This window comes from uncultured Sulfitobacter sp., from assembly GCF_947500075.1.
Lineage (GTDB): Bacteria > Pseudomonadota > Alphaproteobacteria > Rhodobacterales > Rhodobacteraceae > Sulfitobacter.
In genome coordinates this window covers 1-18,546 of sequence record NZ_CANMQS010000004.1, presented here as the reverse complement: position 1 = coordinate 18,546, position 18,546 = coordinate 1, and the positions used below count along the sequence as shown (strand labels likewise).

29 protein-coding genes are annotated in these 18,546 nt (G+C 54.9%); 13 read left to right on the top strand and 16 right to left on the bottom strand.

Annotation, left to right across the window (positions count from 1 at the left end; genetic code table 11):
- Nucleotides 1–34 precede the first annotated feature (34 nt).
- Together Q1A91_RS12930 and Q1A91_RS12925 are read left to right on the top strand one after the other, a co-directional pair.
- Complete coding sequence (locus tag Q1A91_RS12930; protein ID WP_299877872.1) at nt 35–844, top strand: response regulator; 810 nt, start codon at nt 35–37, stop codon at nt 842–844.
- A 12-nt stretch (nt 845–856) separates the two neighbouring features.
- Nucleotides 857–1,495, top strand: coding sequence for an exopolysaccharide biosynthesis protein (locus Q1A91_RS12925; RefSeq protein WP_299877870.1), 639 nt, complete (start codon nt 857–859; stop codon nt 1,493–1,495).
- A 48-nt stretch (nt 1,496–1,543) separates the two neighbouring features.
- Here Q1A91_RS12925 and Q1A91_RS12920 read toward each other — a convergent pair whose 3' ends face one another.
- Both Q1A91_RS12920 and Q1A91_RS12915 read right to left on the bottom strand, forming a co-directional pair.
- Nucleotides 1,544–1,705, bottom strand: a complete 162-nt coding sequence (locus Q1A91_RS12920; protein WP_299877867.1) for a DUF1328 domain-containing protein — start codon at nt 1,703–1,705, stop codon at nt 1,544–1,546.
- 218 nt (nt 1,706–1,923) lie between these two features.
- Entirely contained in the window at nt 1,924–2,271 is a 348-nt protein-coding gene (locus Q1A91_RS12915) for a hypothetical protein (RefSeq protein ID WP_299877865.1), read from the bottom strand.
- A 134-nt stretch (nt 2,272–2,405) separates the two neighbouring features.
- On the opposite strand from Q1A91_RS12915, the gene Q1A91_RS12910 reads away from it, so the two are divergent.
- The 3 genes from Q1A91_RS12910 (at nt 2,406) to Q1A91_RS12900 (ending at nt 3,726) form a co-directional block, all read left to right on the top strand.
- The gene (locus Q1A91_RS12910) at nt 2,406–3,080 is read left to right on the top strand and encodes a Crp/Fnr family transcriptional regulator (RefSeq protein ID WP_299877862.1); all 675 of its coding nucleotides are present in this window, start codon (nt 2,406–2,408) and stop codon (nt 3,078–3,080) included.
- Nucleotides 3,081–3,165: 85 nt separating this feature from the next.
- Complete coding sequence (locus Q1A91_RS12905) at nt 3,166–3,414, top strand: hypothetical protein (RefSeq protein WP_299877859.1); 249 nt, start codon at nt 3,166–3,168, stop codon at nt 3,412–3,414.
- A 42-nt stretch (nt 3,415–3,456) separates the two neighbouring features.
- On the top strand, nt 3,457–3,726 hold the full coding sequence (locus tag Q1A91_RS12900; RefSeq protein WP_299877856.1) for a hypothetical protein: 270 nt from the start codon (nt 3,457–3,459) through the stop codon (nt 3,724–3,726).
- A gap of 155 nt (nt 3,727–3,881) precedes the next feature.
- Here the strand turns inward: Q1A91_RS12900 and Q1A91_RS12895 are convergent, their stop codons facing one another.
- From Q1A91_RS12895 to Q1A91_RS12885, 3 genes are all read right to left on the bottom strand, one after another.
- Nucleotides 3,882–4,073 (bottom strand): CsbD family protein, encoded by a 192-nt coding sequence (locus tag Q1A91_RS12895; RefSeq protein ID WP_299877852.1) that lies wholly within the window; start codon nt 4,071–4,073, stop codon nt 3,882–3,884.
- A gap of 120 nt (nt 4,074–4,193) precedes the next feature.
- Nucleotides 4,194–4,559, bottom strand: a complete 366-nt coding sequence (locus Q1A91_RS12890) for a DUF4112 domain-containing protein (RefSeq protein ID WP_299877850.1) — start codon at nt 4,557–4,559, stop codon at nt 4,194–4,196.
- Nucleotides 4,531–4,689, bottom strand: a complete 159-nt coding sequence (locus Q1A91_RS12885; protein WP_299879435.1) for a YqaE/Pmp3 family membrane protein — start codon at nt 4,687–4,689, stop codon at nt 4,531–4,533. The genes Q1A91_RS12890 and Q1A91_RS12885 overlap by 29 nt, the downstream gene beginning before the upstream one ends.
- Before the next feature lie 82 nt (nt 4,690–4,771).
- Here Q1A91_RS12885 and Q1A91_RS12880 point away from each other — a divergent pair, with 82 nt between their 5' ends.
- Genes Q1A91_RS12880 through Q1A91_RS12870 form a run of 3 tightly spaced genes read left to right on the top strand, consistent with a single transcriptional unit; the run spans nt 4,772 to nt 6,444 of the window.
- Entirely contained in the window at nt 4,772–5,299 is a 528-nt protein-coding gene (locus Q1A91_RS12880) for a hypothetical protein (RefSeq protein ID WP_299877849.1), read from the top strand.
- Nucleotides 5,292–5,687 carry a phage holin family protein gene (locus tag Q1A91_RS12875; protein WP_299877845.1) on the top strand — a complete coding sequence of 132 codons (396 nt, stop codon included), beginning with the start codon at nt 5,292–5,294 and terminating at the stop codon, nt 5,685–5,687. The genes Q1A91_RS12880 and Q1A91_RS12875 overlap by 8 nt, the downstream gene beginning before the upstream one ends.
- Nucleotides 5,680–6,444 carry a DUF3618 domain-containing protein gene (locus tag Q1A91_RS12870; RefSeq protein WP_299877842.1) on the top strand — a complete coding sequence of 255 codons (765 nt, stop codon included), beginning with the start codon at nt 5,680–5,682 and terminating at the stop codon, nt 6,442–6,444. The genes Q1A91_RS12875 and Q1A91_RS12870 overlap by 8 nt, the downstream gene beginning before the upstream one ends.
- 60 nt (nt 6,445–6,504) lie before the next feature.
- Here Q1A91_RS12870 and Q1A91_RS12865 read toward each other — a convergent pair whose 3' ends face one another.
- Entirely contained in the window at nt 6,505–7,371 is an 867-nt protein-coding gene (locus Q1A91_RS12865) for a phosphatase domain-containing protein (protein ID WP_299877839.1), read from the bottom strand.
- Nucleotides 7,372–7,506: 135 nt separating this feature from the next.
- The gene (locus Q1A91_RS12860; RefSeq protein ID WP_299877836.1) at nt 7,507–7,677 is read right to left on the bottom strand and encodes a hypothetical protein; all 171 of its coding nucleotides are present in this window, start codon (nt 7,675–7,677) and stop codon (nt 7,507–7,509) included.
- Nucleotides 7,678–7,814: 137 nt separating this feature from the next.
- On the opposite strand from Q1A91_RS12860, the gene Q1A91_RS12855 reads away from it, so the two are divergent.
- Nucleotides 7,815–8,309 (top strand): ferritin-like domain-containing protein, encoded by a 495-nt coding sequence (locus Q1A91_RS12855; RefSeq protein ID WP_299877833.1) that lies wholly within the window; start codon nt 7,815–7,817, stop codon nt 8,307–8,309.
- 33 nt (nt 8,310–8,342) lie between these two features.
- Nucleotides 8,343–9,287: a YihY/virulence factor BrkB family protein gene (locus Q1A91_RS12850; RefSeq protein WP_299877830.1), complete on the top strand. Its 945-nt coding sequence runs from the start codon at nt 8,343–8,345 to the stop codon at nt 9,285–9,287.
- Nucleotides 9,288–9,550: 263 nt separating this feature from the next.
- Here Q1A91_RS12850 and Q1A91_RS12845 read toward each other — a convergent pair whose 3' ends face one another.
- From Q1A91_RS12845 to Q1A91_RS12820, 6 genes are all read right to left on the bottom strand, one after another.
- Complete coding sequence (locus tag Q1A91_RS12845) at nt 9,551–9,829, bottom strand: hypothetical protein (RefSeq protein ID WP_299877827.1); 279 nt, start codon at nt 9,827–9,829, stop codon at nt 9,551–9,553.
- 66 nt (nt 9,830–9,895) lie between these two features.
- Nucleotides 9,896–11,275: an MATE family efflux transporter gene (locus tag Q1A91_RS12840; RefSeq protein WP_299877825.1), complete on the bottom strand. Its 1,380-nt coding sequence runs from the start codon at nt 11,273–11,275 to the stop codon at nt 9,896–9,898.
- A 25-nt stretch (nt 11,276–11,300) separates the two neighbouring features.
- A complete protein-coding gene (locus tag Q1A91_RS12835) occupies nt 11,301–12,263 on the bottom strand; it encodes a DNA topoisomerase IB (protein ID WP_299877822.1) in 963 nt (320 codons plus the stop codon).
- The gene (locus Q1A91_RS12830; RefSeq protein WP_299877819.1) at nt 12,260–12,475 is read right to left on the bottom strand and encodes a DUF2945 domain-containing protein; all 216 of its coding nucleotides are present in this window, start codon (nt 12,473–12,475) and stop codon (nt 12,260–12,262) included. Before Q1A91_RS12830 ends, Q1A91_RS12835 begins: the two co-directional genes overlap by 4 nt.
- Before the next feature lie 92 nt (nt 12,476–12,567).
- A complete protein-coding gene (locus tag Q1A91_RS12825) occupies nt 12,568–13,218 on the bottom strand; it encodes a DUF998 domain-containing protein (RefSeq protein ID WP_299877816.1) in 651 nt (216 codons plus the stop codon).
- A 305-nt stretch (nt 13,219–13,523) separates the two neighbouring features.
- Nucleotides 13,524–14,024, bottom strand: a complete 501-nt coding sequence (locus Q1A91_RS12820) for a hypothetical protein (protein WP_299877813.1) — start codon at nt 14,022–14,024, stop codon at nt 13,524–13,526.
- 47 nt (nt 14,025–14,071) lie between these two features.
- On the opposite strand from Q1A91_RS12820, the gene Q1A91_RS12815 reads away from it, so the two are divergent.
- On the top strand, nt 14,072–14,260 hold the full coding sequence (locus Q1A91_RS12815) for a hypothetical protein (RefSeq protein ID WP_299877810.1): 189 nt from the start codon (nt 14,072–14,074) through the stop codon (nt 14,258–14,260).
- Nucleotides 14,261–14,408: 148 nt separating this feature from the next.
- Here Q1A91_RS12815 and Q1A91_RS12810 read toward each other — a convergent pair whose 3' ends face one another.
- Nucleotides 14,409–15,128 carry a DUF5681 domain-containing protein gene (locus Q1A91_RS12810; RefSeq protein WP_299877807.1) on the bottom strand — a complete coding sequence of 240 codons (720 nt, stop codon included), beginning with the start codon at nt 15,126–15,128 and terminating at the stop codon, nt 14,409–14,411.
- The gene (locus Q1A91_RS12805; RefSeq protein ID WP_299877804.1) at nt 15,125–16,426 is read right to left on the bottom strand and encodes a DNA methyltransferase; all 1,302 of its coding nucleotides are present in this window, start codon (nt 16,424–16,426) and stop codon (nt 15,125–15,127) included. The genes Q1A91_RS12810 and Q1A91_RS12805 overlap by 4 nt, the downstream gene beginning before the upstream one ends.
- A 131-nt stretch (nt 16,427–16,557) precedes the next feature.
- Between Q1A91_RS12805 and Q1A91_RS12800 the strand changes: the two genes are divergently transcribed.
- A complete protein-coding gene (locus Q1A91_RS12800; protein ID WP_299877800.1) occupies nt 16,558–16,887 on the top strand; it encodes a helix-turn-helix transcriptional regulator in 330 nt (109 codons plus the stop codon).
- Nucleotides 16,888–16,894: 7 nt separating this feature from the next.
- Nucleotides 16,895–17,752 carry an ImmA/IrrE family metallo-endopeptidase gene (locus Q1A91_RS12795; RefSeq protein ID WP_299877796.1) on the top strand — a complete coding sequence of 286 codons (858 nt, stop codon included), beginning with the start codon at nt 16,895–16,897 and terminating at the stop codon, nt 17,750–17,752.
- 433 nt (nt 17,753–18,185) lie between these two features.
- On the opposite strand, the gene Q1A91_RS12790 is transcribed toward Q1A91_RS12795, so the two are convergent.
- The gene (locus Q1A91_RS12790) at nt 18,186–18,482 is read right to left on the bottom strand and encodes a hypothetical protein (protein WP_299877793.1); all 297 of its coding nucleotides are present in this window, start codon (nt 18,480–18,482) and stop codon (nt 18,186–18,188) included.
- Between the last annotated feature and the right edge of the window lie 64 nt (nt 18,483–18,546).

Here is an 18,546-nt window from a genome sequence, read left to right as displayed (position 1 = left end):
TTCGTTCCATAGAAAATTAAAAAAGGCGCGAACAATGAACGACACAATGCGGGATAAGACGTTCTCCGAACAGCTCACTGCAGAGATGCCATACCTAAGGAGGTACGCTAGAGGCCTCACCGGTTCCCAATCGCGCGGGGACAAAATTACGGTCGCAACGCTGAAGACGATTTTGGATGACAGGAGCCCCTTTGAGAATTCTGATCCAATCAAAGTTAACCTCTTTAAGTGCTTTCACAGAATATGGTCTTTGTCGGGTGTGTCGCCGTCTGCGCCTGAAGACGCGTTGCGGGGCCGCACTCACGCGTTGTTAGCGAAGCTGACAGTGAATTCCCGAGAAGCGCTATTGCTACGTACAATCGAGGAGTTCAGCGTTGATCATATCGCTAAGATTATGGACGTGAACTCTTCAGAAGTACGCCATCTGATTGAAACGGCCAACACTGAGCTGGCCGAAAGCACCCAAGGCCGGGTGATGATCATCGAAGATGAACCGATCATCGCCGCTGACCTTTCCGCAATCGTACAATCGCTTGGACATGATGTAACGGGTGTTTCTCGAACCCACACAGAGGCCCTTGATCACGGAAGGACTTCGCAACCAGATCTCATTCTTGCCGATATTCAGCTGGCTGATAACTCCTCCGGCATCGACGCCGTGAACGACCTGCTGGGACTGATGGACGTGCCTGTAATCTTTATCACAGCGTTCCCCGAAAGAATGCTGACCGGAGACAAGCCGGAACCTGCATTCTTGATCTCGAAGCCATTTCAGGAGGAACAGGTGCGATCCGCTGTCAGCCAAGCCATGTTCTTTGCGTCAACCGTCACTTTGAAGGGCTAAGGCGCAGGCACGATGCATAGTTCGGACCCTACCCAGACGGGGCTGACGCGCACAACCGCGAAGATCGCGTCGCCCGCGCCGTCGCTAGTCGAAATTATCGACCAAGTCGTGCACGCGGCGGCAGCGAAGCGAGTTTCCGTTCGCGAGATTCTTCGCGCTATCGGTGGTGCTGGGTTTGCCGCAATACTCCTCATGCCTGCCCTTGCCGTCACGACGCCATTGAGCGGGATCCCAATGCTATCTACTGTTATGGGCACCATCATCTTCCTTGTGGCATTGCAGATGCTTACAGGCCGAGAAAACTTATGGCTACCGAGATGGATTCTAAACCAGCAGGTCAACGGCGATCTCGTCGCTCGTGCATTTAATTATGTCAGACGGCCTGCCGCATGGCTTGATGACCGGACCAACAAGCGTCTGGTGCTCTTCGCGCGCAAACCATTGGTTTCTCTTCCACAACTCGTTTGTCTTTGCTCAGGTGCAGTGATGCCGCTTCTGGAGTTTGTTCCGTTTTCATCATCCATCGTAGGCTTTAGCGTTGCACTGTTTGCGTTGGGGATGCTCGCACGGGATGGCATGATCATCCTTCTGGGGTTTCTGCCGCTTGGATTCACCCTTGCCCTTCTTTCAACTGCGTTTTCCCAGTCTTAAGCACCAACTTTTTGAAAGCCGCAGAGCGGCGCTAGCAATGAGGTGTTGTCAAGATTTCATCAACCGCAGGATCAGCACACCAATGAACAATACTAGGAAGACAAAGAATAAGATCTGCGCGATTCCAGCAGACGCAGAAGCAATCCCTCCAAACCCAAAGATAGCGGCAATGATTGCGACGATCAAAAATGCCAAGGCATAATTCAACACTTCTTTTCCTCCTCTCAACAAGTCAAACAACACAATCCATTGAGGATCGCTGAGTATAAAACTGATAGATTAGGAAACCGTTCCATTTGATTTCTTTGAAACCAAGTGTGCACCGTTGCTTTCTGGTACTGCACAAAACGTGTAAAGATTTGGACTGGCCGGGAGGGAGAGAACTACACGCCTATACTAGATCGTTTGATCAAAGCCGAAAGTTTCGCTCAAGCCTTAGCGTCCGAGGACATCGCTTGAACTACCATTTCGGTGGTAAATGGAACTTCGACACCGCGGAACGAAGGAGGTAGCCCATCAACCTGTCCAAGTGTCACAATTCGGGACCCAACGGCCGCAGCTTCCCGGATGATTTCGTCCAAACCATCGTGTTTGATCAACCAACTAGCTTTGACAAACACTGTCGTGTCAGCCTCAGCGCCTTGAAGAAGCGCGGTCGCGGTAGCGGGCTCGCTAGCGACGACAACTTCATGGTCCGGAAAGGTATCTTTCAACGTCCCTTCCAAGTCGATGCAAACGATAGGATCAGGTTCAACTATGATGATGCGATGCGGCATAAGTTTCCTCTCAGACCGCCACGCTCTATCAACATCCCACCGACCCATCATTAATCTATGACATAGGGAGAACAGAAAAATTGGCGACTAAATGTGAAAATTGTCCTTTGCGTCAACGCGACCTTTTTGTGCCGATGACCCGCGACGAAGTCTCTGTCATGCAGCGATTCAAGGTCGGTGAACTGATTGTGGATGCAGGGGCGCCCATCCTGATGGAGGGGTCTAACAGCCCGCAGTTGTTCACAGCCCTCTACGGTATGGGCCTGCGTTATAGAATATTGAAAAATGGCAAGCGGCAGGTCGTGAATCTAATCATGCCGGGTGATTTCATTGGCCTTCAGGCCGGTGTCATGGGCGAAATGGGGCACTCGGTTGAAGCGACGACTAAAATGACACTCTGCGTGTTTGACCGATCTGCCTTCTGGAGTTTTTTCCGCGACAATCCCGAGCGGGCTTTCTCTATAACCTGGCTGGCGGCGGTGGAGGAGCATTTTTTAGGTGAAGCGCTGACCACGCTCGGTCAACGCACCGCACTCCAGTCCGTTGCTTGGGCGTTATGCAAGATATTCATGCGTGGTCAAAGCCTCAGAATGGTCAACAACGGACAGATGCCCCTACCCTTCCGCCAACAGGACATCGCCGACGCTTTGGGCCTGTCACTTGTTCACACGAACAAAATGCTCGCCACACTGCGTCGTCGCCAGTTGGCACACTGGGCTGACGGAACGCTCAGCATCACTGACACAGATGCACTGGCGGAAGTTGCGCTGTTGGACGACACCGAAGTCGTACAACGCCCGATCATGTAGAAACCAAAATAATCAGACGCAAGATGGGAACGGTTCAAGCTGACATCCGTTACTTCACCGTAACCTGAACGAAGGGAGTAATATTATGAAAATTGCATTTGGTATTGGGATCGTCGGAGCAATCGCCGCTTTGGCCGTCGGATCATACATGATCGACATTAACCAGACGGAAGAGGCAAGTTTCCCAGACGTCGACGTAAGTGTCGAAGGCGGCAATCTGCCCGAGTACGAAGCAGAAGTTGGTGAAATCAACGTTGGTACAGAAGAAGTTACCATGGAGATCCCAACAGTCGAGATCGAAGCTCCCGGTGAGACATCGCAAAGCGACAGCTAGGGCCATCACGTCTTCGAGATTTTTGGATAAGGAGAGAGACACATGACACATTCCGCAGCATCTGACACGAGCCAACCAAACGGCAAAGACAAGTCAGCCAAGGGACTGGCGAGCGAGATGGCAGGCAGGATTGAGGATACCGTTGAAGCAACGCAGGAGACTGTGATGCAGGCCGCCGATGAAGCCTCCGCGGAAATCCGCAAAATGGCCGACAGCGGCACCAAGTTTGTCCGGGACAATCCAGGCGTAGCAATCGCAGGCGCAGTCGGAGTGGGCATCTTGGTGGGCCTTGCCCTGCGCGGGCGCGACTAAAACCAAAGCCTGAAATTATGAATAGGCCGCCGTGATCTTGTCACGGCGGCCTATTTGTTAGATCTTAAGTAGTAGTGCTGAATTGGAAGGTACCTGAGCCCGCTCGCCGATAGAGCGTTTCATCAGCCAATATGAGCCTTTCCACAGCTCCAACTTCAGCCAAAGAGTTCGTCCAACTCCTTTTCCACTTCAAACTTTGCCTTGCCGTACTTTTCACTGATCATTCCGATCAGTTGGTCACGTTCACCTTTGGCTTGTTCCATTTCGTCGTCGGTCAGTTCACCGTATTTCTCACGAAGCTGACCTTTCGCCTGGGTCCAGTTGCCTTTGATTTCATCCCAATTCATTGTGATCTCCTTTTCAGTTTTTTAGTGGCGTGCGGGTATTCTGATCCTTTCATTCCGTCGGGCTGCACCCTGGAACCTTCTGGAATGGCCTAACCGCTGCTTGCGGGGGAGCGACCTGGATCAATCGAGGTTTTTGCGACCGAACTCTCGGCGCAAAATAACTGCATTCTTTGAGTGGCTTTTGAAGGCGACGTCGAAAAGGTCGCCGACGAGCGGCACGGCACCGACAGCAAGGTCTAGCCCAGTATTGAGCACCATGTTTGCCATCGCGCTTTTGCGTATCCCAGCGCGGTAGCCCGCATGAAGCATAGCAGCTGAAGGTACGACGGTGATCGCGTCGCCGACGCCAGGGATCAGACCCAGGATCGAATCCCAGCCAATGCGTAAGCCAAGTATGCTGAACTGTGAGTCCAGCAGCCCAGCCCATCGGTCAAATTTGTCCAGCTGGGCCCGCGCCTCAGCGCCGTGCAATGATGTAGACCGCATGTACGATCCCCGGAATATAGCCGAGTAACGTCAAGAGGACGTTGAGCCAGAACTGGCGCGACAAACCGACCTCAAGGAAGGTGCCGAGCGGCGGCAAAATGATTGCGCAGATGATCCTTACGATATCCATGAGGGTGGTTCTCCATTGCTGAATAATCACCCCGATAACGCCGTCGGCGGTAGTTCGTTCCAATGAAAGTTTGGGGAACGTTTTGCAGGTGCTTGCGTTGATTGGCCGAACGGAATGGAAGCAAGGGAGAATAGAAATGTCACAGACTTCCGATCTCAATACTGCCGCAAAGCGCCACGCAAACGAACTTGCGGCGCAGGCAAAGGACACGATTGAACAGGAAGCAGTCGCGCAGGCGGACACAGCTAAAACCGCAGTGGCCGACAATGTTCAAAGCGCCGCTGACGCGACAACGGCTGCGGCCAGTGAACTTGACCCATCGTCTCCGCAAGCACAGGCGATTCAACAGGTTGCAGACCAGATCGAGGAGGTTGCAGCAAAACTCCGTCATGCGGACGTACGCCAGTTGGCGACCCAAACGACCGAGGTTGCGCGCCAGAACCCACTGCTTTTCATCGGAGGTGCGGCACTTCTCGGCTTTGCCGCTGCGCGTTTTCTAAAGGCCCGTGACCCCAAGCCAATGAGTACGACGTTCAAAGCTGATCCTTGGGCTGAGCCTGCGGGACCTGCGCACACTCACAGATCTGCCGGGGGCTTTTCCAATGGCTAAGCAAAAACTCGAAGAAGCACCCTCTATGTTGGTCGATACGCTGCGCCAGTTCACGTCGCTGATCCAAGGCGAGATCAAGTTGGCACGCGCCGAAGTGTCCAGCATCGCGACACGCGCTACAGTCGGCATCGCATTCCTGGCGGTTGCGTTCTTGCTTGCGCTGGTCGCACTGAACGTTCTGGCATCAGCCGCCGTAGCCTATGTCGCGGCAAATGGCCTGTCCGTTGGTACCGGGGCACTGCTCGTTGGCGGGATCCTACTGTTTGTCGCGGTTGGGTTTGTTCTCGCCGGGAAATCGCGCCTATCGGCCGATGCCCTCACCCCGCAGCGGACGGCTGCAAACGTCCGTCGTGATATTATGACTCTTAAGGAGGCCTCCAATGTCTGACATTGACAAGATTTCGCAAGAGGTTGCGGCGGGACGCGCCCGCCTCGCCACCACGCTGGATGATCTTACAGACACCGTAAATCCGCAGAAACTCGCCCATGACGTGACGCAGAGTGCCCAAAAGATTGGTGGCGATCTGGTGAACATGGCGTGGGGGTCGTTGCGTGAGCAGCCTGTAGGCGGGTTGCTGGTAACCATTGGCCTTGGTTTGCTGGCGTCCGGCGCACAGCGTGGGTCGGTGAAACGCACTACGCCGCAACCGACTCACGCGGTCGACCCAGAAGTCGCGATGATGGGGTTTGAAGAACGCGTCGCCGCAGCGGATGCTGAAATGCGCGCAGAAATGAGCGGTGAGATGGAACCTGCGCCGAATGCGTCGGCGCTGCGTTCTGCACTCAATAGCGGGCTCGACCAGTTGCCACCGAAAGCGCGCGCGCGCATCACCCAGGCCCGAAAGGCTGCAATCGAAGCGCAAGAAAGGGTTGAAGTAAAAGCGAAGAAAGCCACTCGGGCGTCGAAGGGCTTTGTGCAAGAACAGCCGCTTGCAGCTGGCGCGCTCGCGCTTGGCTTTGGTGCATTGTTCGCCACACTGCTCCCGGCAACACGCCGCGAAGATGCTCTGCTGGGTGCGCGCCGGGATGCGCTGATGGCTGAAGCGCGACAAGCGCTTAATGATGAAATGCGCAAGGCCAAGCTGAAGGCTGAGACAATCATCAAGCAGCAGAGTGACACTGCAGGCGGCCAGTTAGGCATCTGAAACCTACAATGATCGGGTGAAGGGCGGCGCGCAGCCGCCCTTGTTGCTGCTCAATGAAAGCTAAGTTTCAAGCTCAGCGAGCAGATCCCGAAAATCGTGCCCCACCGATACCGGCACCCCTTTCGCTTTAATCCGCGAAATGTCATCCGCCACACTCTTTGGCAGATCCGCATCGGTCGGGCGACGCAGAACCACTCGGTCAAACCGGCTCGGTGATTGCTCCACGGCCGCTCTGTAGATGTGCGGGTCATGCTGCCCGGTGTCACCAATCAGCGTGAATTTCAGATGGGGGTTGGCGTCCAATACTGTATTGATTGCAGCCGTTTTATGATCACCATGGGTTCCGGTAATGAATTTTGTTTCCGAAACGCCGAGATCACGCAGGAAGAATGGACCAAGTGGCAGGCCTGTGCGCACAAAAATTGATTGTAGATACTGAAAGAGGTTCCACGGTGACGAACTTACGAAAAAGAAAGATGTATCTTGTTCATCGAATTTCTGGAGCAGTTCAGCCGCATCATCAAAGATTTTTCGCTGATGTACATTGCCTGTCGCGGAGGTCCATAGGTTGCGGACAAGCGAATGCGCGCCAGTGAGAAGAAGCGTATCGTCGATGTCAGAGATCACGCCGCCCACCGCGTCCACGCTTGAATAGACAGGTATCATGTGTTCTTCGTCAGAGCCTTCCAGTTGAACGGCAACCTGATGCGGTGGAGGTGCGTCACCAACTGGCCAAGCCAGCGTGAAGAAGCCTTCTTCGTCCGTCACGGTCTGCGCATTTCCATCCGCCGTCGTCACGTGCAATTCGGACAGTTCGTCAGTGCAGAAAAGCCTGACAAAATCGACAAAGTTGCGCCACTGCGACTGATTACCCGGCTCGCTAATGCGCCGCGGTGTTGCAAGTACGCGGCCCCGAAGGATGACCAAATCCTTGGCTGTGTAACCGCCTTAACAATCTACGATCGGGTTGTCGCGTGCAGGGCCGCGGGTCAGGTTCTCCAGTCCCCGCTCAACGCCGTGTGCGATGCGCGCTAGCAAGATTTTTGCATTCATTTGAAGGTGTCAGACATCAGCTGGCTTACCGTGAGATGACTTGTCCGCAGCCAAGGTTGATTTCGGCGCGCTGTCATCCTGCATCCGCTTCTCGGTCTTTCGCTTGCTGATCAATGCAAGAACGATGAAGACCAAAAGTGTAAACAGTGCCAGCAGTGGCACGATAAAGCCGGGTTCCATAGATTTCTCCTTTTCGAGTTGGTTCTGGCAAATAACCCTCAAAATGCTGTTGCGTTCCAATCTGAAAAAAATGGAACGAATATAGAAAACCTGCGTTGCTTCACCGATCAAAGTTAAAAAACGAGAGGAGAACCAGGATGACAATGACCAACCTTAAGGACGTCTACCACGATCAGCTGCAGGATCTTTGGAGCGCGAACACCCAAGCCATCAACATCGTAGCGAAGCTCGGCGAGGCTGCAGGCAACAAAGATTTGTCCGAAGCACTGATTGCTGGTGTGAATGGCATGAACGACGGCATCGCGAAGATCGAAGAGATCTGCAACGCGCATGACATCGCCCCGTCCGGCGAGCACTGCAAAGGGATGGAAGGTCTGGTCTCCGAAGCCCAGGCCCACGCGTTGGATGCGAACTTCGACGATCCAGCAGTTCGCGATGCCATGATCATCACGCAGTATCAGCGCATGGTCCATTACGCATTGGCGGGTTATGGCTGCTTGGTCGCCTTTGCCAATCGCTTGGGTCACGACTCCGATGGCGCCCTACTGCAGGAATGCCTCGACAGCACCTATGATGGTGACCGCACCATGACGTCGATCGCGACCGGTGGCATCAACAAAGCAGCCGCTTGATCTGACGCCCACAATCGCCAGGAGCCCGATTATATGGAACATGGACGCCATGCCACCGCCCCCGTCGACATACCCGCAAAAGGGTGGAAAGACATCGCATTTTGCCTGAAAGACGAGGTGAGCGAAGACCGGGTCGGCTTGATTGCAGCAGGTGTCGCCTTCTATGGGCTTCTGGCACTTTTCCCGGCGATTACCGCTATCCTGGCCATCGGCGGGCTTCTCGTTGATCCAGTGCAGATCATTGGTCAATTGGAAACACTGTCTGGTATCGTACCGGCAGCGGCAATGGATATCGTCGAAACACAAGCAACGGCAGTCGCTGGCTCGCGTGAAGGTGGGCTGGGTCTAGCTGCAATTTTTGGTATCGGGCTTGCGATCTACTCAGCTTCTAAAGGGATGGGCAGCCTGATCGAAGGAATGAACGTTGCTTATGACGAGCAAGAAGAGCGCGGCTTTCTACGACTGAAGCTGGAGACGCTTGCGTTGACAGTTCTGCTAATTATCGCTGTCCTCGTGGGCTTTTTCATCATGACTGGGTTGCCCATTTTGCTTCGCATCTTGTCGCTTGGCTTTTTGACCGAAGTCGTTGGTACTGCAACCATACTCGCTTTGCTTGTCACCCTCACAATTCTGGGCCTTGGAGTGCTTTATCGTTACGGACCGTCCCGTGATCCGGCGGAAGTGAAGTGGGTGACACCCGGTGCAATCGCTGCCAGCGCCCTTTGGCTCGTGGGTTCAGCTATGTTCGCATTCTATGTAGCGAATTTCGGGTCCTACAATGAGAGTTTCGGCACCTTGGGTGGTGTGATTGTCTTACTGATGTGGCTTTGGATTTCGGCCTACGTAATCATCCTTGGCGCTGAGCTGAACGCCGAAATGGAGGCACAAACCCGCCACGACACCACTGTTGGCTGCGACCGGCCCATGGGTCACCGCGACGCTGAAAAAGCTGACCAGCTTGGCGAGTTGTCGACATGAATGAGTGTCATGATGCAGTCTGTGCCCCGGACCGACGAAATGGACAGCTAAGTGAGCCGTCATGATCTTAAACATTGGTCATTGTAACCCGAAACTCCACCTCAAATGTCAACAAACGAAAGAAGTAATATGAATCGCATTATCTATATCATCGGATTGATCGTCGTGATCCTTGCCATCCTGTCATTCTTCGGGCTGCGCTGACAGACCGCCTGAAGAAGGCGGAAAGTATTGCTGATACACGCTAGATCGACTTAGCGATCCTAGACATCAACATTGACCGTGGGCAAACCAGCATCGCACTTGGAAAAGAGCTCGCAGCATCCGGCACGAAATTTATTTTCGCCTCTGGCAACAGCGGCGATGCGCCTGCTCTCGAAGCGGAAGGCTTTGGGTTCTTGGACAAACCGTTCTCGCTCTCTGCGCTGACACGAAAGATCGAGGCATCGATCGCCTGCAATCATGCGGGCGAAACTTGAGCGATCAAGCTTGATCAGCGGCGTAGGGCGCACGCGATTGGTTGACCAACAAAGGCCGCTCATCTGCAGACCATAAACAAAGCAAGCTGCAAGCCTATCGTTGACCCTGACCACGTCAAATCTGTAGCACTACGTTTGGTTCTCCAATGTCTTTATCGATCGAAAATCGATCGAAAACATCCCCGTCTTCTTGACAGCATACAAGGCTGCGAGCGCGCCGATGATATTCGCAAGCGCGGCAGCGAAGACCACACCAGAATAGCCAAAGAGCATAGCGCCTGCCCAAGCGGCCGGCAGATAGACAACAAAAACCCTTCCCAAACTCAGTGACATAGACCAAACTGCTTTGTCCCGCGCATTCATTGCGGAGTTTGCAATGACAACAATACCGTACCCAAACATCGTCAACCCGACGATACGAAGGTACCGTGCCGCATATTCCAAATCGTTCTCACCCGCCGCAATCAATCCGGCGATCGGTGTCGCGAAGAGTACAAGCGCTGTTCCGATTAGCGCACCATAGCCGCAGCTGAACGCAAATGCCCAACCGGTGGCTGACTGCGCTCTTGCCTTTTCCTCGGCACCCCAGTTTTGACCGACGACAGGGCCTATCCCTGCGGACAACGCCATCAGAGGGACGAGCAAAATGGACTGGATACGCCCTGCCGCTCCAAAGCCCGCGACGGCATCATCGCCCACCGTGGCAACCGCAGCCGTGACCAACGCCATACCAGCAGGGTTGATTGCATTTGAGACTGACGCAGGCACGCCGACATTGAGGATTTTCCGGCAGCTTCGAAAAACCCCTGAAAACATGCTGCCGCATACCCCCAGCAGCCCCCGCCGCCACGCAATCCAAAGTGCGACAGACATCGCAACAACCCGGCCGATCAACGTTGATAATGCGGCACCCGCAGTCGACATTTCGGGGATCAGGCCCCAGCCAAAGATAAATATTGGGTTCAGCGCGATGCCGAAAAACGCAGCAACAACCATTATCGCAGCTGAGGTTGCCCCGTCGCCATGTGCGCGAAAAACTGAGTTTGTGATCATCATCGTCACCAGAAAGGGAAACGAAATTGCCCAGAGGGGCATGTAAGCAGCGATTTCGTCAGCCACATCGGACTTTGCACCCAGCGCGCTGAACAGAAAGGGAAAAGCAAAAATCAGCAAAGCCGCAAGAATAAGCGACAGCACACAACCCAGCCCGATCGCATGAAGTCCCAGCCGCTGTGTGTCATCCTCCGATCCTCCGGCACCGATCTTTTGTGACACTGCCGCATTTGCTCCCGCGCTCAACCCAATGGAAAGAGAGGTGATCGCGGTGATGACTGGATAAATAAATCCCACCGCGGCAAGGGCTGCGCCACTCACCTGTCCTAGGAAATAGGCATCCGCCAGCCCCACAGCAATCACCGAAAAGATCCCAAAACTCATGGGTGCGGACATCACGGCGAGGGCTTTCCATACCGGACCTGCAGTGAGGTCGCGTTTGTTGTCTTCTGACATTTGGCCTCTCCGGGAAAGGATGTCGTTACTGCGCGGTGAGAAAGCCGAGCAGTCGTTGCTCGCCAACCCGCAATCCAGAACGGTTTTGAGGTTTGCACGTAACACTTCCCGCGCCTGCCAGATCAACAACAGCAGGGTGAATATAGCTGTTTCGCGCAACAGTTGGCGTGTTGTGTAATCTGTCCGCAGCCGCCATGGACATCTGTTTGATCGTCACGGGCCCGTCTTCTGCCACGGCGAAGGCTGCAAGTGTGCCAGCCCAGGTCCTGAAGGTCTTTGCCGTAACCGCATCATCCTTAGCAGCTTTGGCGAGATACCCGTTCAGCTGCTCCGACGAAAGGCTTTGCGGAGCGCCTGCATCGTCCAGCCAACTCAGCAGCCTCGCCCCGGGAACGTCGTTGACCCGCTGCAATGAGCTATGAAGTTTCCGGTCCGTTACAACCTTACGCACCTTCTGCCCGCCCTTAGCGGTAAACCTAAGCATAAGCGCACCATCCTTCATGCTCAGATGCCGTCTTCGCAGCGTCAAAGCGCCATAACTGCCGTTTTGTTCCGAATACTCCGGATGCCCTACCCGTAACGCTGCCCGATCGATTATGTCGACGGCAGCTGCCAGCGCAAACTCCAGATCGCCCGGATCTGTTTGCAAGTCTCGCAGCACTCTGCGTCGAATGGCAGGGAGCCGCTGGCCAAACGCAACAAGATTGTCGAATTTCGTCTCTGAACGCATAGCTGTCCAGTCAGGATGATACTGGTATTGCTTTCGGTTTCGCGAGTCGCGACCAGTGGCTTGCAAATGGCCGTTTTCTTGGGCGCAAATCCAGACATCCTCATAAGCCGGTGGTACCGCAAGCGCCTCAATTCGCTCACGAATAGGCCCCCGAGCGATCACTGTTCCATCCGGTGCAGCATACGAAAATCCCCTACCCCGTCGCCGCCGGGAAATACCCGGATCTGCATCAGTCACATAGACGATATCGGAAGTCATGCAGCATCAACTTCTGATGCCAGTTTCAAGACGCTGTCGCCGTCGTCCTGCTTTATGTAAAGCGCCGGGTTGTCTTTCGTCCCGTTGCGCGTGACTTCATTACCTTTAGTTTTCCGCGTGGTTTTTTCGTGGAAAACAGACAGAACAGTGCCTTCGGCCCGCCCCTCGCCCCAACGCCATGATACCTTAGTGCCTTCACTAACCGTTGACATCATTCCCTCCTCTGGATTGGTGTGACGTTCAACAACTATCAGATCAGCAATTCGTTCCCTCGCGTAAGAAAGTGCAACTTAAGCGACACCAATCATGTTGCTTCACGTCCAACGGTCCAGAGCAACCACGCCAGGGGGATCGTCCAAAGCTGTGTTGCGATGACTGCGGCCTTCTCAAGTGCGCCATCAATGCCATTCGGGGCGAGTTTGAAGGCTGTCGCGAGGAATGCCCAGAGCACTGCAGCTGTGATGAAGAGCCATGTATAACCACGACCCAGCGGCCCTGCTCCACCCAACATTAAGAGCGGTCCGAACAAGTACAGGGGACCAAGGAAAAATGTCAGTTTCGTGTGAACTGACATGTCAGTAGGACCCCCGAACTTGTCCCAGACGCCGATCAAAACAGTGACAAAAGCTGTACCAGCAAGCACGAAAATACCCAAAGACCACCCCAAACGACCAAGATGGGCGTGCGCAGAACCAATCGCCAAGGCCAGTAAGCCAAAGGCGTTGATGTAGAATCCGTAGTCCATGATCCATTTATGTGGGCCTCGGCCAAGGTCGCTGATGGTGTCGGCAACAAAATCATGCTCGGCAACACCAGCGGCAATCACATTCAGCACGATAGGTGCGACAGATCCAACGATGCCGGAAAGGGCGCAAACGAGGAGAAGCTCTGAGCGATGCCCGCCCCAGGTGACTTCGTCGCAACCAAAGCGATCACTCTTAGGGAAGTTGGTCATAGGTGTTGTCCTCGAAAAGGTAGGCTGTCCGAAACCGCGAGACTGGCAGCTGAAGGGATGCCATTGCATCGAGCCTCCCCCGAACAACGCAATGTGGTGTTTCAAGCATCGCCTGCCTTACAAAATTACTACGTCAAGCAGAATTGTTACGCTGGATGCAGACGACCACATTGGCTGGTCTTCGGCCTCTTTTAACGTGGATACCAGCTTGCGCCATTTTCATGGCGTACGCTGGTACAATGGCGTTCATCGGCTCTGTGACTCGCACATGAGCCCGCTGACAGCTTTTTGGATGTTGCTACGGATCAGAACAAGGTCACGTCGACCCGGTCGGAAGATCCGCGAGAACCGGCGGCGTTCACCTTGAGCATCAACTCGTCAAAGGAGGTTTCCAGAATGATCCGGTTTTCGGCGACCATGATGTTGCCGGGCTGGATCGTCACCACCATTTTGTCCGCACCGACTGACGCATCATCGAGCACGTCGATGACGAGCTCTGGGTTGCCCTGTGCGTTATACATGACGTCCTCGATCACACCGATTTCAGACCCTTCGTTGGTTTTCAGCATCTCACCTTCAGCTGCAGCCAGCGCCATAATCTTGTCGGTAGAGAAACCAGCAGCCAACATGTCTGCTTCAGCTTCACCATTTGTGATCCGCGGTGAGTTGGTGTCGTAAGTGTGCCCGGTTTCGGACGCGACCTCATTGCTCGTGTCGGTCGACACCTGCGGGGATTCAGCAAATGCCATAGAAGCTGCCAGAGTGCTGATCAGGGCTGTTGCGCTGAGTTTTGCAAGACGTGTCATTGTGTTTCCTTTCTATCCTCGGCGAGACGACCGCGTTCGCCGTTCAGATGAGTGAACAGGCCGACCCGCAATCTGTTCCAAAAATTCGTGGAAAAATGCACAGGAACGATTTGGAAACGAGAGCGTTTCGCACGGAAGCAAAAATCAAGAACGCAGGCAATGCCGCCTCGCCTGCAACCAGAAATCCAAGTGGCAAAGAACTACCTTCCAGGTTCCGTCCGAAACTCGAAGACTGACATCGGCAATGGCCTTTCCGCTGGCTATTAGCCCACATTCGACGATCAGAAACCGCCTCGCTAGGCGTCCGCGAAGCAACCTTTCTCTGAGCTTGGCGAGAATGTCAGCTCTTGATCCAACGCGGCCCAGACACCGCGACACTGCATCTCAATATCCAATCTTTTCAAGCATTGGATCAATGATAGCGAGGAGTTTCTCAGCCTGCGCTTTATCATCCTCCAACAGCTTGCGGATGTCTGGATCCGCCTCTGACCGCAGATGCTCTTCGATGTCCTGCAACTCCGCGATCCAGTCATCGCGTCGTTTCTTCCAATCCTCCAGCTCCTGGCGATCCTCCTTGGTCATCGGGCCTCGAACACGCGCGGTGCCGGCATTCATGTCGATGATCACCTGATCAGGGTGCGGCAACGGTTGCGGCAAGTTGGTGATACTAAGCGCTTCGCGACGCTGCAATTCGCGCTCCCATTCCACTTTGTACTCGATCGCTGTCCGCAACCACTCATCAGCCAGAGCCTTGTTCTGGCGTTCTGTGGAGGAGAGCATCTCTGCAAATAGCCGCTGTGCCCGGTGCTGGCCCTTGGCGGCGTTGACCGCAAGCGCGCGCACGATTGCCTGCGCCATCGGCACCGAGACGTTGCGGTCACCGTCACGAACCGTGATCTCGCGGTATGCCTCATCTAGAATGATGCTTTTGAGTCGCTCATCATTCAAAGCAGGGCGCTTGTTCTTCGCACCTTTCGGCCGCCCCTTGGGATTACCGGATTGCCCCGGCTTGAAGCGGCTGCCGGTTGGCGGCTTGGCATAGCCAACATCGTAGTCGGCTTGGGATGGAACGGCTGGAAGTTTTGCAGGCTTTGGTGCGCTCATTCCGCCGCCTCCAGAAGTGCATCTTGCCGCGGCCAACCGCAGACCAGTTGCGCCGCATCATCTCTGGCAAAGGCCTCCCACCGCGCGAGGATACGATCGCAGTAGGTCGTGTCTAACTCACAGATGAAGGCGCGCCGCCCGGTCTTTTCCGCCGCAATCAGCGTGGAGCCAGAGCCGCCGAAGGTGTCAAGAACAATGTCCCTGCGCCCCGAGACATCCCGGATGGCATCTGCAATCATCTGCACTGGCTTCACCGTCGGATGCAGCGCAAGCTCTTCCATCCTCCCTGCACGCATCGTGTTGACACCCCGGTACTGCCAAACATTGGTGCGGTACCGCCCGTGCTGTCCCAACTCAAAGGTGTTGATGTGCGGCGCATTGCCTTTCTTGAAGGCAAAGATCAACTCATGACGAGAGCGATAGAACGTTCCCATGCCACCATTGTCTTTGGCCCAGACAATGAGGTTCTTCAACTCGGTATAGACCCCCTGCCCGGCCTCCAGCAGCTCGGACATGTGACGCCAGTCCATGCAGAGGAAGTGGATCGATCCATCAACGCTGTGATCCGCCAAGTTGCGCATGGCCTTGGTCAGGAAGTCCGTGAACTGGGCAGGCGTCATCTCACCTGATGCCATTGCGAACTCGCGGTGCTGGATCTTACCGGAGTTGCCGACATGCCCTTCGATTGGGACGTTGTACGGCGGATCAGCAAACACCATCCGGGCCATTTCGCCGTTCATCAGATCGTCAACCACACCGCCATCCAGGGCGTCTCCACAGACAAGTCGATGCCGACCCAACTGCCACAGATCACCTGGACGCACCCGCGCTGGCACCACGTCTGGAACTCTGTCATCCGCCGGATCATCCGGCTCCTCCGGTGCTACCGTCTCCATCAAGCTGTCGATCTCGGGAATCGAGAAGCCAATCACACCAACATCAAAATCCAGATCCTCCGACATCAGCGCGCCAAGCTCCGCCGCCAATAGGTCATCGTCCCAGCCCGCATTCAGCGCCAGCTTGTTGTCCGCCAGCACATAGGCCCGCTTCTCCGCTTCGCTCATGTGGTCGAGGTGAAGGCATGGCACCTCTGTCATCCCTAAGAGCTCCGCCGCAGCGACCCGACCGTGCCCGGCCAAAATCGTGCGGTGCTCGTCAATCAGCACCGGATTGGTGAACCCAAAAGTCTCGATGCTGTCAGCGATCTGGCGAACCTGTTTTCTGGAGTGCGTCCGCGCATTACGCGCCCAGGACTTGAGGTCGCGGATCGCAATCATCTCGATATTTCTCGAGGCCATTTAGGCTCTCCTTTTCTGGTGCTCGGCCGAATCTGTCTGATCAGCCCTCTTCGTATGATGTATCTTACGACTGGCATGTCGTCAATCTTACGCGTATAGCTTCGTCAGACAAACCGAACGGGAGAGACAAGATGGACATCGGAGAACGTCTGTTCAGCCTGCGCCAGAAGACCGAAGAGTCTTTGCAGGACGTTGCTGACAAGGTTGGCGCATCAAAGGCGCATGTTTGGGAGTTGGAGAAAGGACGGAGCAAGAACCCCTCCTTTGATCTGGTCCGGAAGCTGGCAAAGCACTTTGGCGTTAGCATTGAGGTGATGACTGGTGAGGCCGAAGAGCCCGGTCAGAAGGATGTGAAGATCGCTCAGATGAACCGCAACCTAGAGGCACTTAGCGAACGGGACAGAGCTGTCGTGGAGCAGATGATTAAGACGATGGCGTCTAAACCCAGCAGGAGCCGCTAACATCCCTGTGCTCAACCGCATTGATTTGGCTGACATTCATGCACCCAAGCGACTTGCGGGCATGGTGTTGGATATGCTCGGACCGCTGGATGGCGCTGTTCCAGTGGTCCAGGTTGCGGAAGCATTGGATATCTCCGCGGTGCGCATCGATCGGTTCGACGGTTTTGAAGGCATGCTGCTCACAGACAGAAGGCGCACGGATGGCGTGATCCTGGCAAATACACGGCGCGGAGATCGCCGTGCGAGGTTTACGGTAGCCCATGAACTTGGTCACTTCTTGATGGAACGACACGTGCCATCGGATGAAGGGGGTTTCCGGTGCATGGCTTTTGACATGCGTGAGAGACGCAAGGCAGAGTGGCACTACCGGCAGGAAGCGGAAGCCAATCGATTTGCGATCGAACTGCTGGCTCCGGCGCACCTTGCCGTACCCCTACTTGTAGATCCACCTGACCTTCGCCAAGCGCTTTCAATGCGCGATCTGCTGGACCTTAGTTTAGAGGCCTGCGTTAGGCGGCAGATTGAGCTTGCGGACCAAACTCTCGCGGCGATTTGGTCACACGAAGGCCGGGTTAGGTACCCGGTCAGGTCCAGGGCATTCCCGTTTCTAACCTGCCAAAAAGGGCACGCGCTTCCAAAAGGAACGGCTGGGTTTCGAGCCATCCAAAAAGGGGAACGGGGCATCACACGTATGACCGAGACCTCCGCTATTGCTTGGACGAACAACCCTGAGATCGAAATTTGGGAGCAAACCCGGATCGGCAAGAATGGACATGCAGTTACGCTGCTTTGGGCTGACATGCCCGACGAGGGCGACGATAATGGTGACAGTCATCGCGAACTCGGTATGCCGACCTTCCGGTAGTCAGCACTGGGCGCACGTTCCTGTAATGCGATCCCCCTTCCCTGTTCTTCGTCGATCTTTCCCTGTTGCACAGCGCTAGATTCCCTGTTCCACAAAGAACAGGGAAATGGCCTCCAAACCACTGTTATGTCGACATGAACCAGGCCCCAAACCGGCCAGGATGGGTCAAATGCATGCGGAAAACTCCGGATATCCCTGTAAATTCCCTGTTAATCGGCCAACTCAGCGAGACTGGATAGCCGCAGACTGGCCGCACAGCCACACACCTTCTTGATTGCAGACGATGCGAGATTGGCGTCACTTAGTGGCGTAAATTCAGAGGCTTGCCTGCTCTGCCTCGTCCTGCAGACTGATATGGCCCGGCGACTACGGACCAAAAACCCCAGAAGTCTGGGGTCGGCATTTCCGCGATACGAGTTTGGGGTGTTTCGGATTAGAGCGCCGCGATCAGCTGGCGCTGTTCTGACCAGTCGGACGGAATCTCATGGCGCAGGCACCAGTCGGAGCTCAGTCCGATTGGTTGTTTGCCTTCAATGACGTCGCGCAAGATGTCGGGTGCCAAGAATGCCAGGTCGATCATCTGCTGGATGCGGCGCTTTGATGTCGTCTCGGTGGCGGCGATATCTGAGAAGGTTTCGCCTGCCTTGATCCGCTCATACCAGACATGCGCCTTGGCGATGTTCTTGATCAGGGTCTCATCCCGGTCGCCTGGTTCATTGATCAGCCCCACTTGAGTGGTCCAATTTGATTGTTAGTGCATGATCGGCCTTTGGTCCATCTGGACAATGGTTTCT

Coding starts and splice junctions, on each gene's coding strand:
- Q1A91_RS12870 (WP_299877842.1), top strand. CDS start 5,680: ATGTCTGACATTGACAAGATTTCGCAAGAGGTTGCGGCGGGACGCGCC.
- Q1A91_RS12905 (WP_299877859.1), top strand. CDS start 3,166: ATGAAAATTGCATTTGGTATTGGGATCGTCGGAGCAATCGCCGCTTTG.
- Q1A91_RS12850 (WP_299877830.1), top strand. CDS start 8,343: ATGGAACATGGACGCCATGCCACCGCCCCCGTCGACATACCCGCAAAA.
- Q1A91_RS12890 (WP_299877850.1), bottom strand. CDS start 4,559: ATGCGGTCTACATCATTGCACGGCGCTGAGGCGCGGGCCCAGCTGGAC.
- Q1A91_RS12815 (WP_299877810.1), top strand. CDS start 14,072: ATGAGTGAACAGGCCGACCCGCAATCTGTTCCAAAAATTCGTGGAAAA.
- Q1A91_RS12930 (WP_299877872.1), top strand. CDS start 35: ATGAACGACACAATGCGGGATAAGACGTTCTCCGAACAGCTCACTGCA.
- Q1A91_RS12925 (WP_299877870.1), top strand. CDS start 857: ATGCATAGTTCGGACCCTACCCAGACGGGGCTGACGCGCACAACCGCG.
- Q1A91_RS12855 (WP_299877833.1), top strand. CDS start 7,815: ATGACAATGACCAACCTTAAGGACGTCTACCACGATCAGCTGCAGGAT.
- Q1A91_RS12860 (WP_299877836.1), bottom strand. CDS start 7,677: ATGGAACCCGGCTTTATCGTGCCACTGCTGGCACTGTTTACACTTTTG.
- Q1A91_RS12835 (WP_299877822.1), bottom strand. CDS start 12,263: ATGACTTCCGATATCGTCTATGTGACTGATGCAGATCCGGGTATTTCC.
- Q1A91_RS12825 (WP_299877816.1), bottom strand. CDS start 13,218: ATGACCAACTTCCCTAAGAGTGATCGCTTTGGTTGCGACGAAGTCACC.
- Q1A91_RS12840 (WP_299877825.1), bottom strand. CDS start 11,275: ATGTCAGAAGACAACAAACGCGACCTCACTGCAGGTCCGGTATGGAAA.
- Q1A91_RS12800 (WP_299877800.1), top strand. CDS start 16,558: ATGGACATCGGAGAACGTCTGTTCAGCCTGCGCCAGAAGACCGAAGAG.
- Q1A91_RS12875 (WP_299877845.1), top strand. CDS start 5,292: ATGGCTAAGCAAAAACTCGAAGAAGCACCCTCTATGTTGGTCGATACG.
- Q1A91_RS12810 (WP_299877807.1), bottom strand. CDS start 15,128: ATGAGCGCACCAAAGCCTGCAAAACTTCCAGCCGTTCCATCCCAAGCC.
- Q1A91_RS12830 (WP_299877819.1), bottom strand. CDS start 12,475: ATGTCAACGGTTAGTGAAGGCACTAAGGTATCATGGCGTTGGGGCGAG.
- Q1A91_RS12915 (WP_299877865.1), bottom strand. CDS start 2,271: ATGCCGCATCGCATCATCATAGTTGAACCTGATCCTATCGTTTGCATC.
- Q1A91_RS12900 (WP_299877856.1), top strand. CDS start 3,457: ATGACACATTCCGCAGCATCTGACACGAGCCAACCAAACGGCAAAGAC.
- Q1A91_RS12820 (WP_299877813.1), bottom strand. CDS start 14,024: ATGACACGTCTTGCAAAACTCAGCGCAACAGCCCTGATCAGCACTCTG.
- Q1A91_RS12910 (WP_299877862.1), top strand. CDS start 2,406: ATGACCCGCGACGAAGTCTCTGTCATGCAGCGATTCAAGGTCGGTGAA.
- Q1A91_RS12805 (WP_299877804.1), bottom strand. CDS start 16,426: ATGGCCTCGAGAAATATCGAGATGATTGCGATCCGCGACCTCAAGTCC.
- Q1A91_RS12845 (WP_299877827.1), bottom strand. CDS start 9,829: ATGAGCGGCCTTTGTTGGTCAACCAATCGCGTGCGCCCTACGCCGCTG.
- Q1A91_RS12885 (WP_299879435.1), bottom strand. CDS start 4,689: ATGGATATCGTAAGGATCATCTGCGCAATCATTTTGCCGCCGCTCGGC.
- Q1A91_RS12895 (WP_299877852.1), bottom strand. CDS start 4,073: ATGAATTGGGATGAAATCAAAGGCAACTGGACCCAGGCGAAAGGTCAG.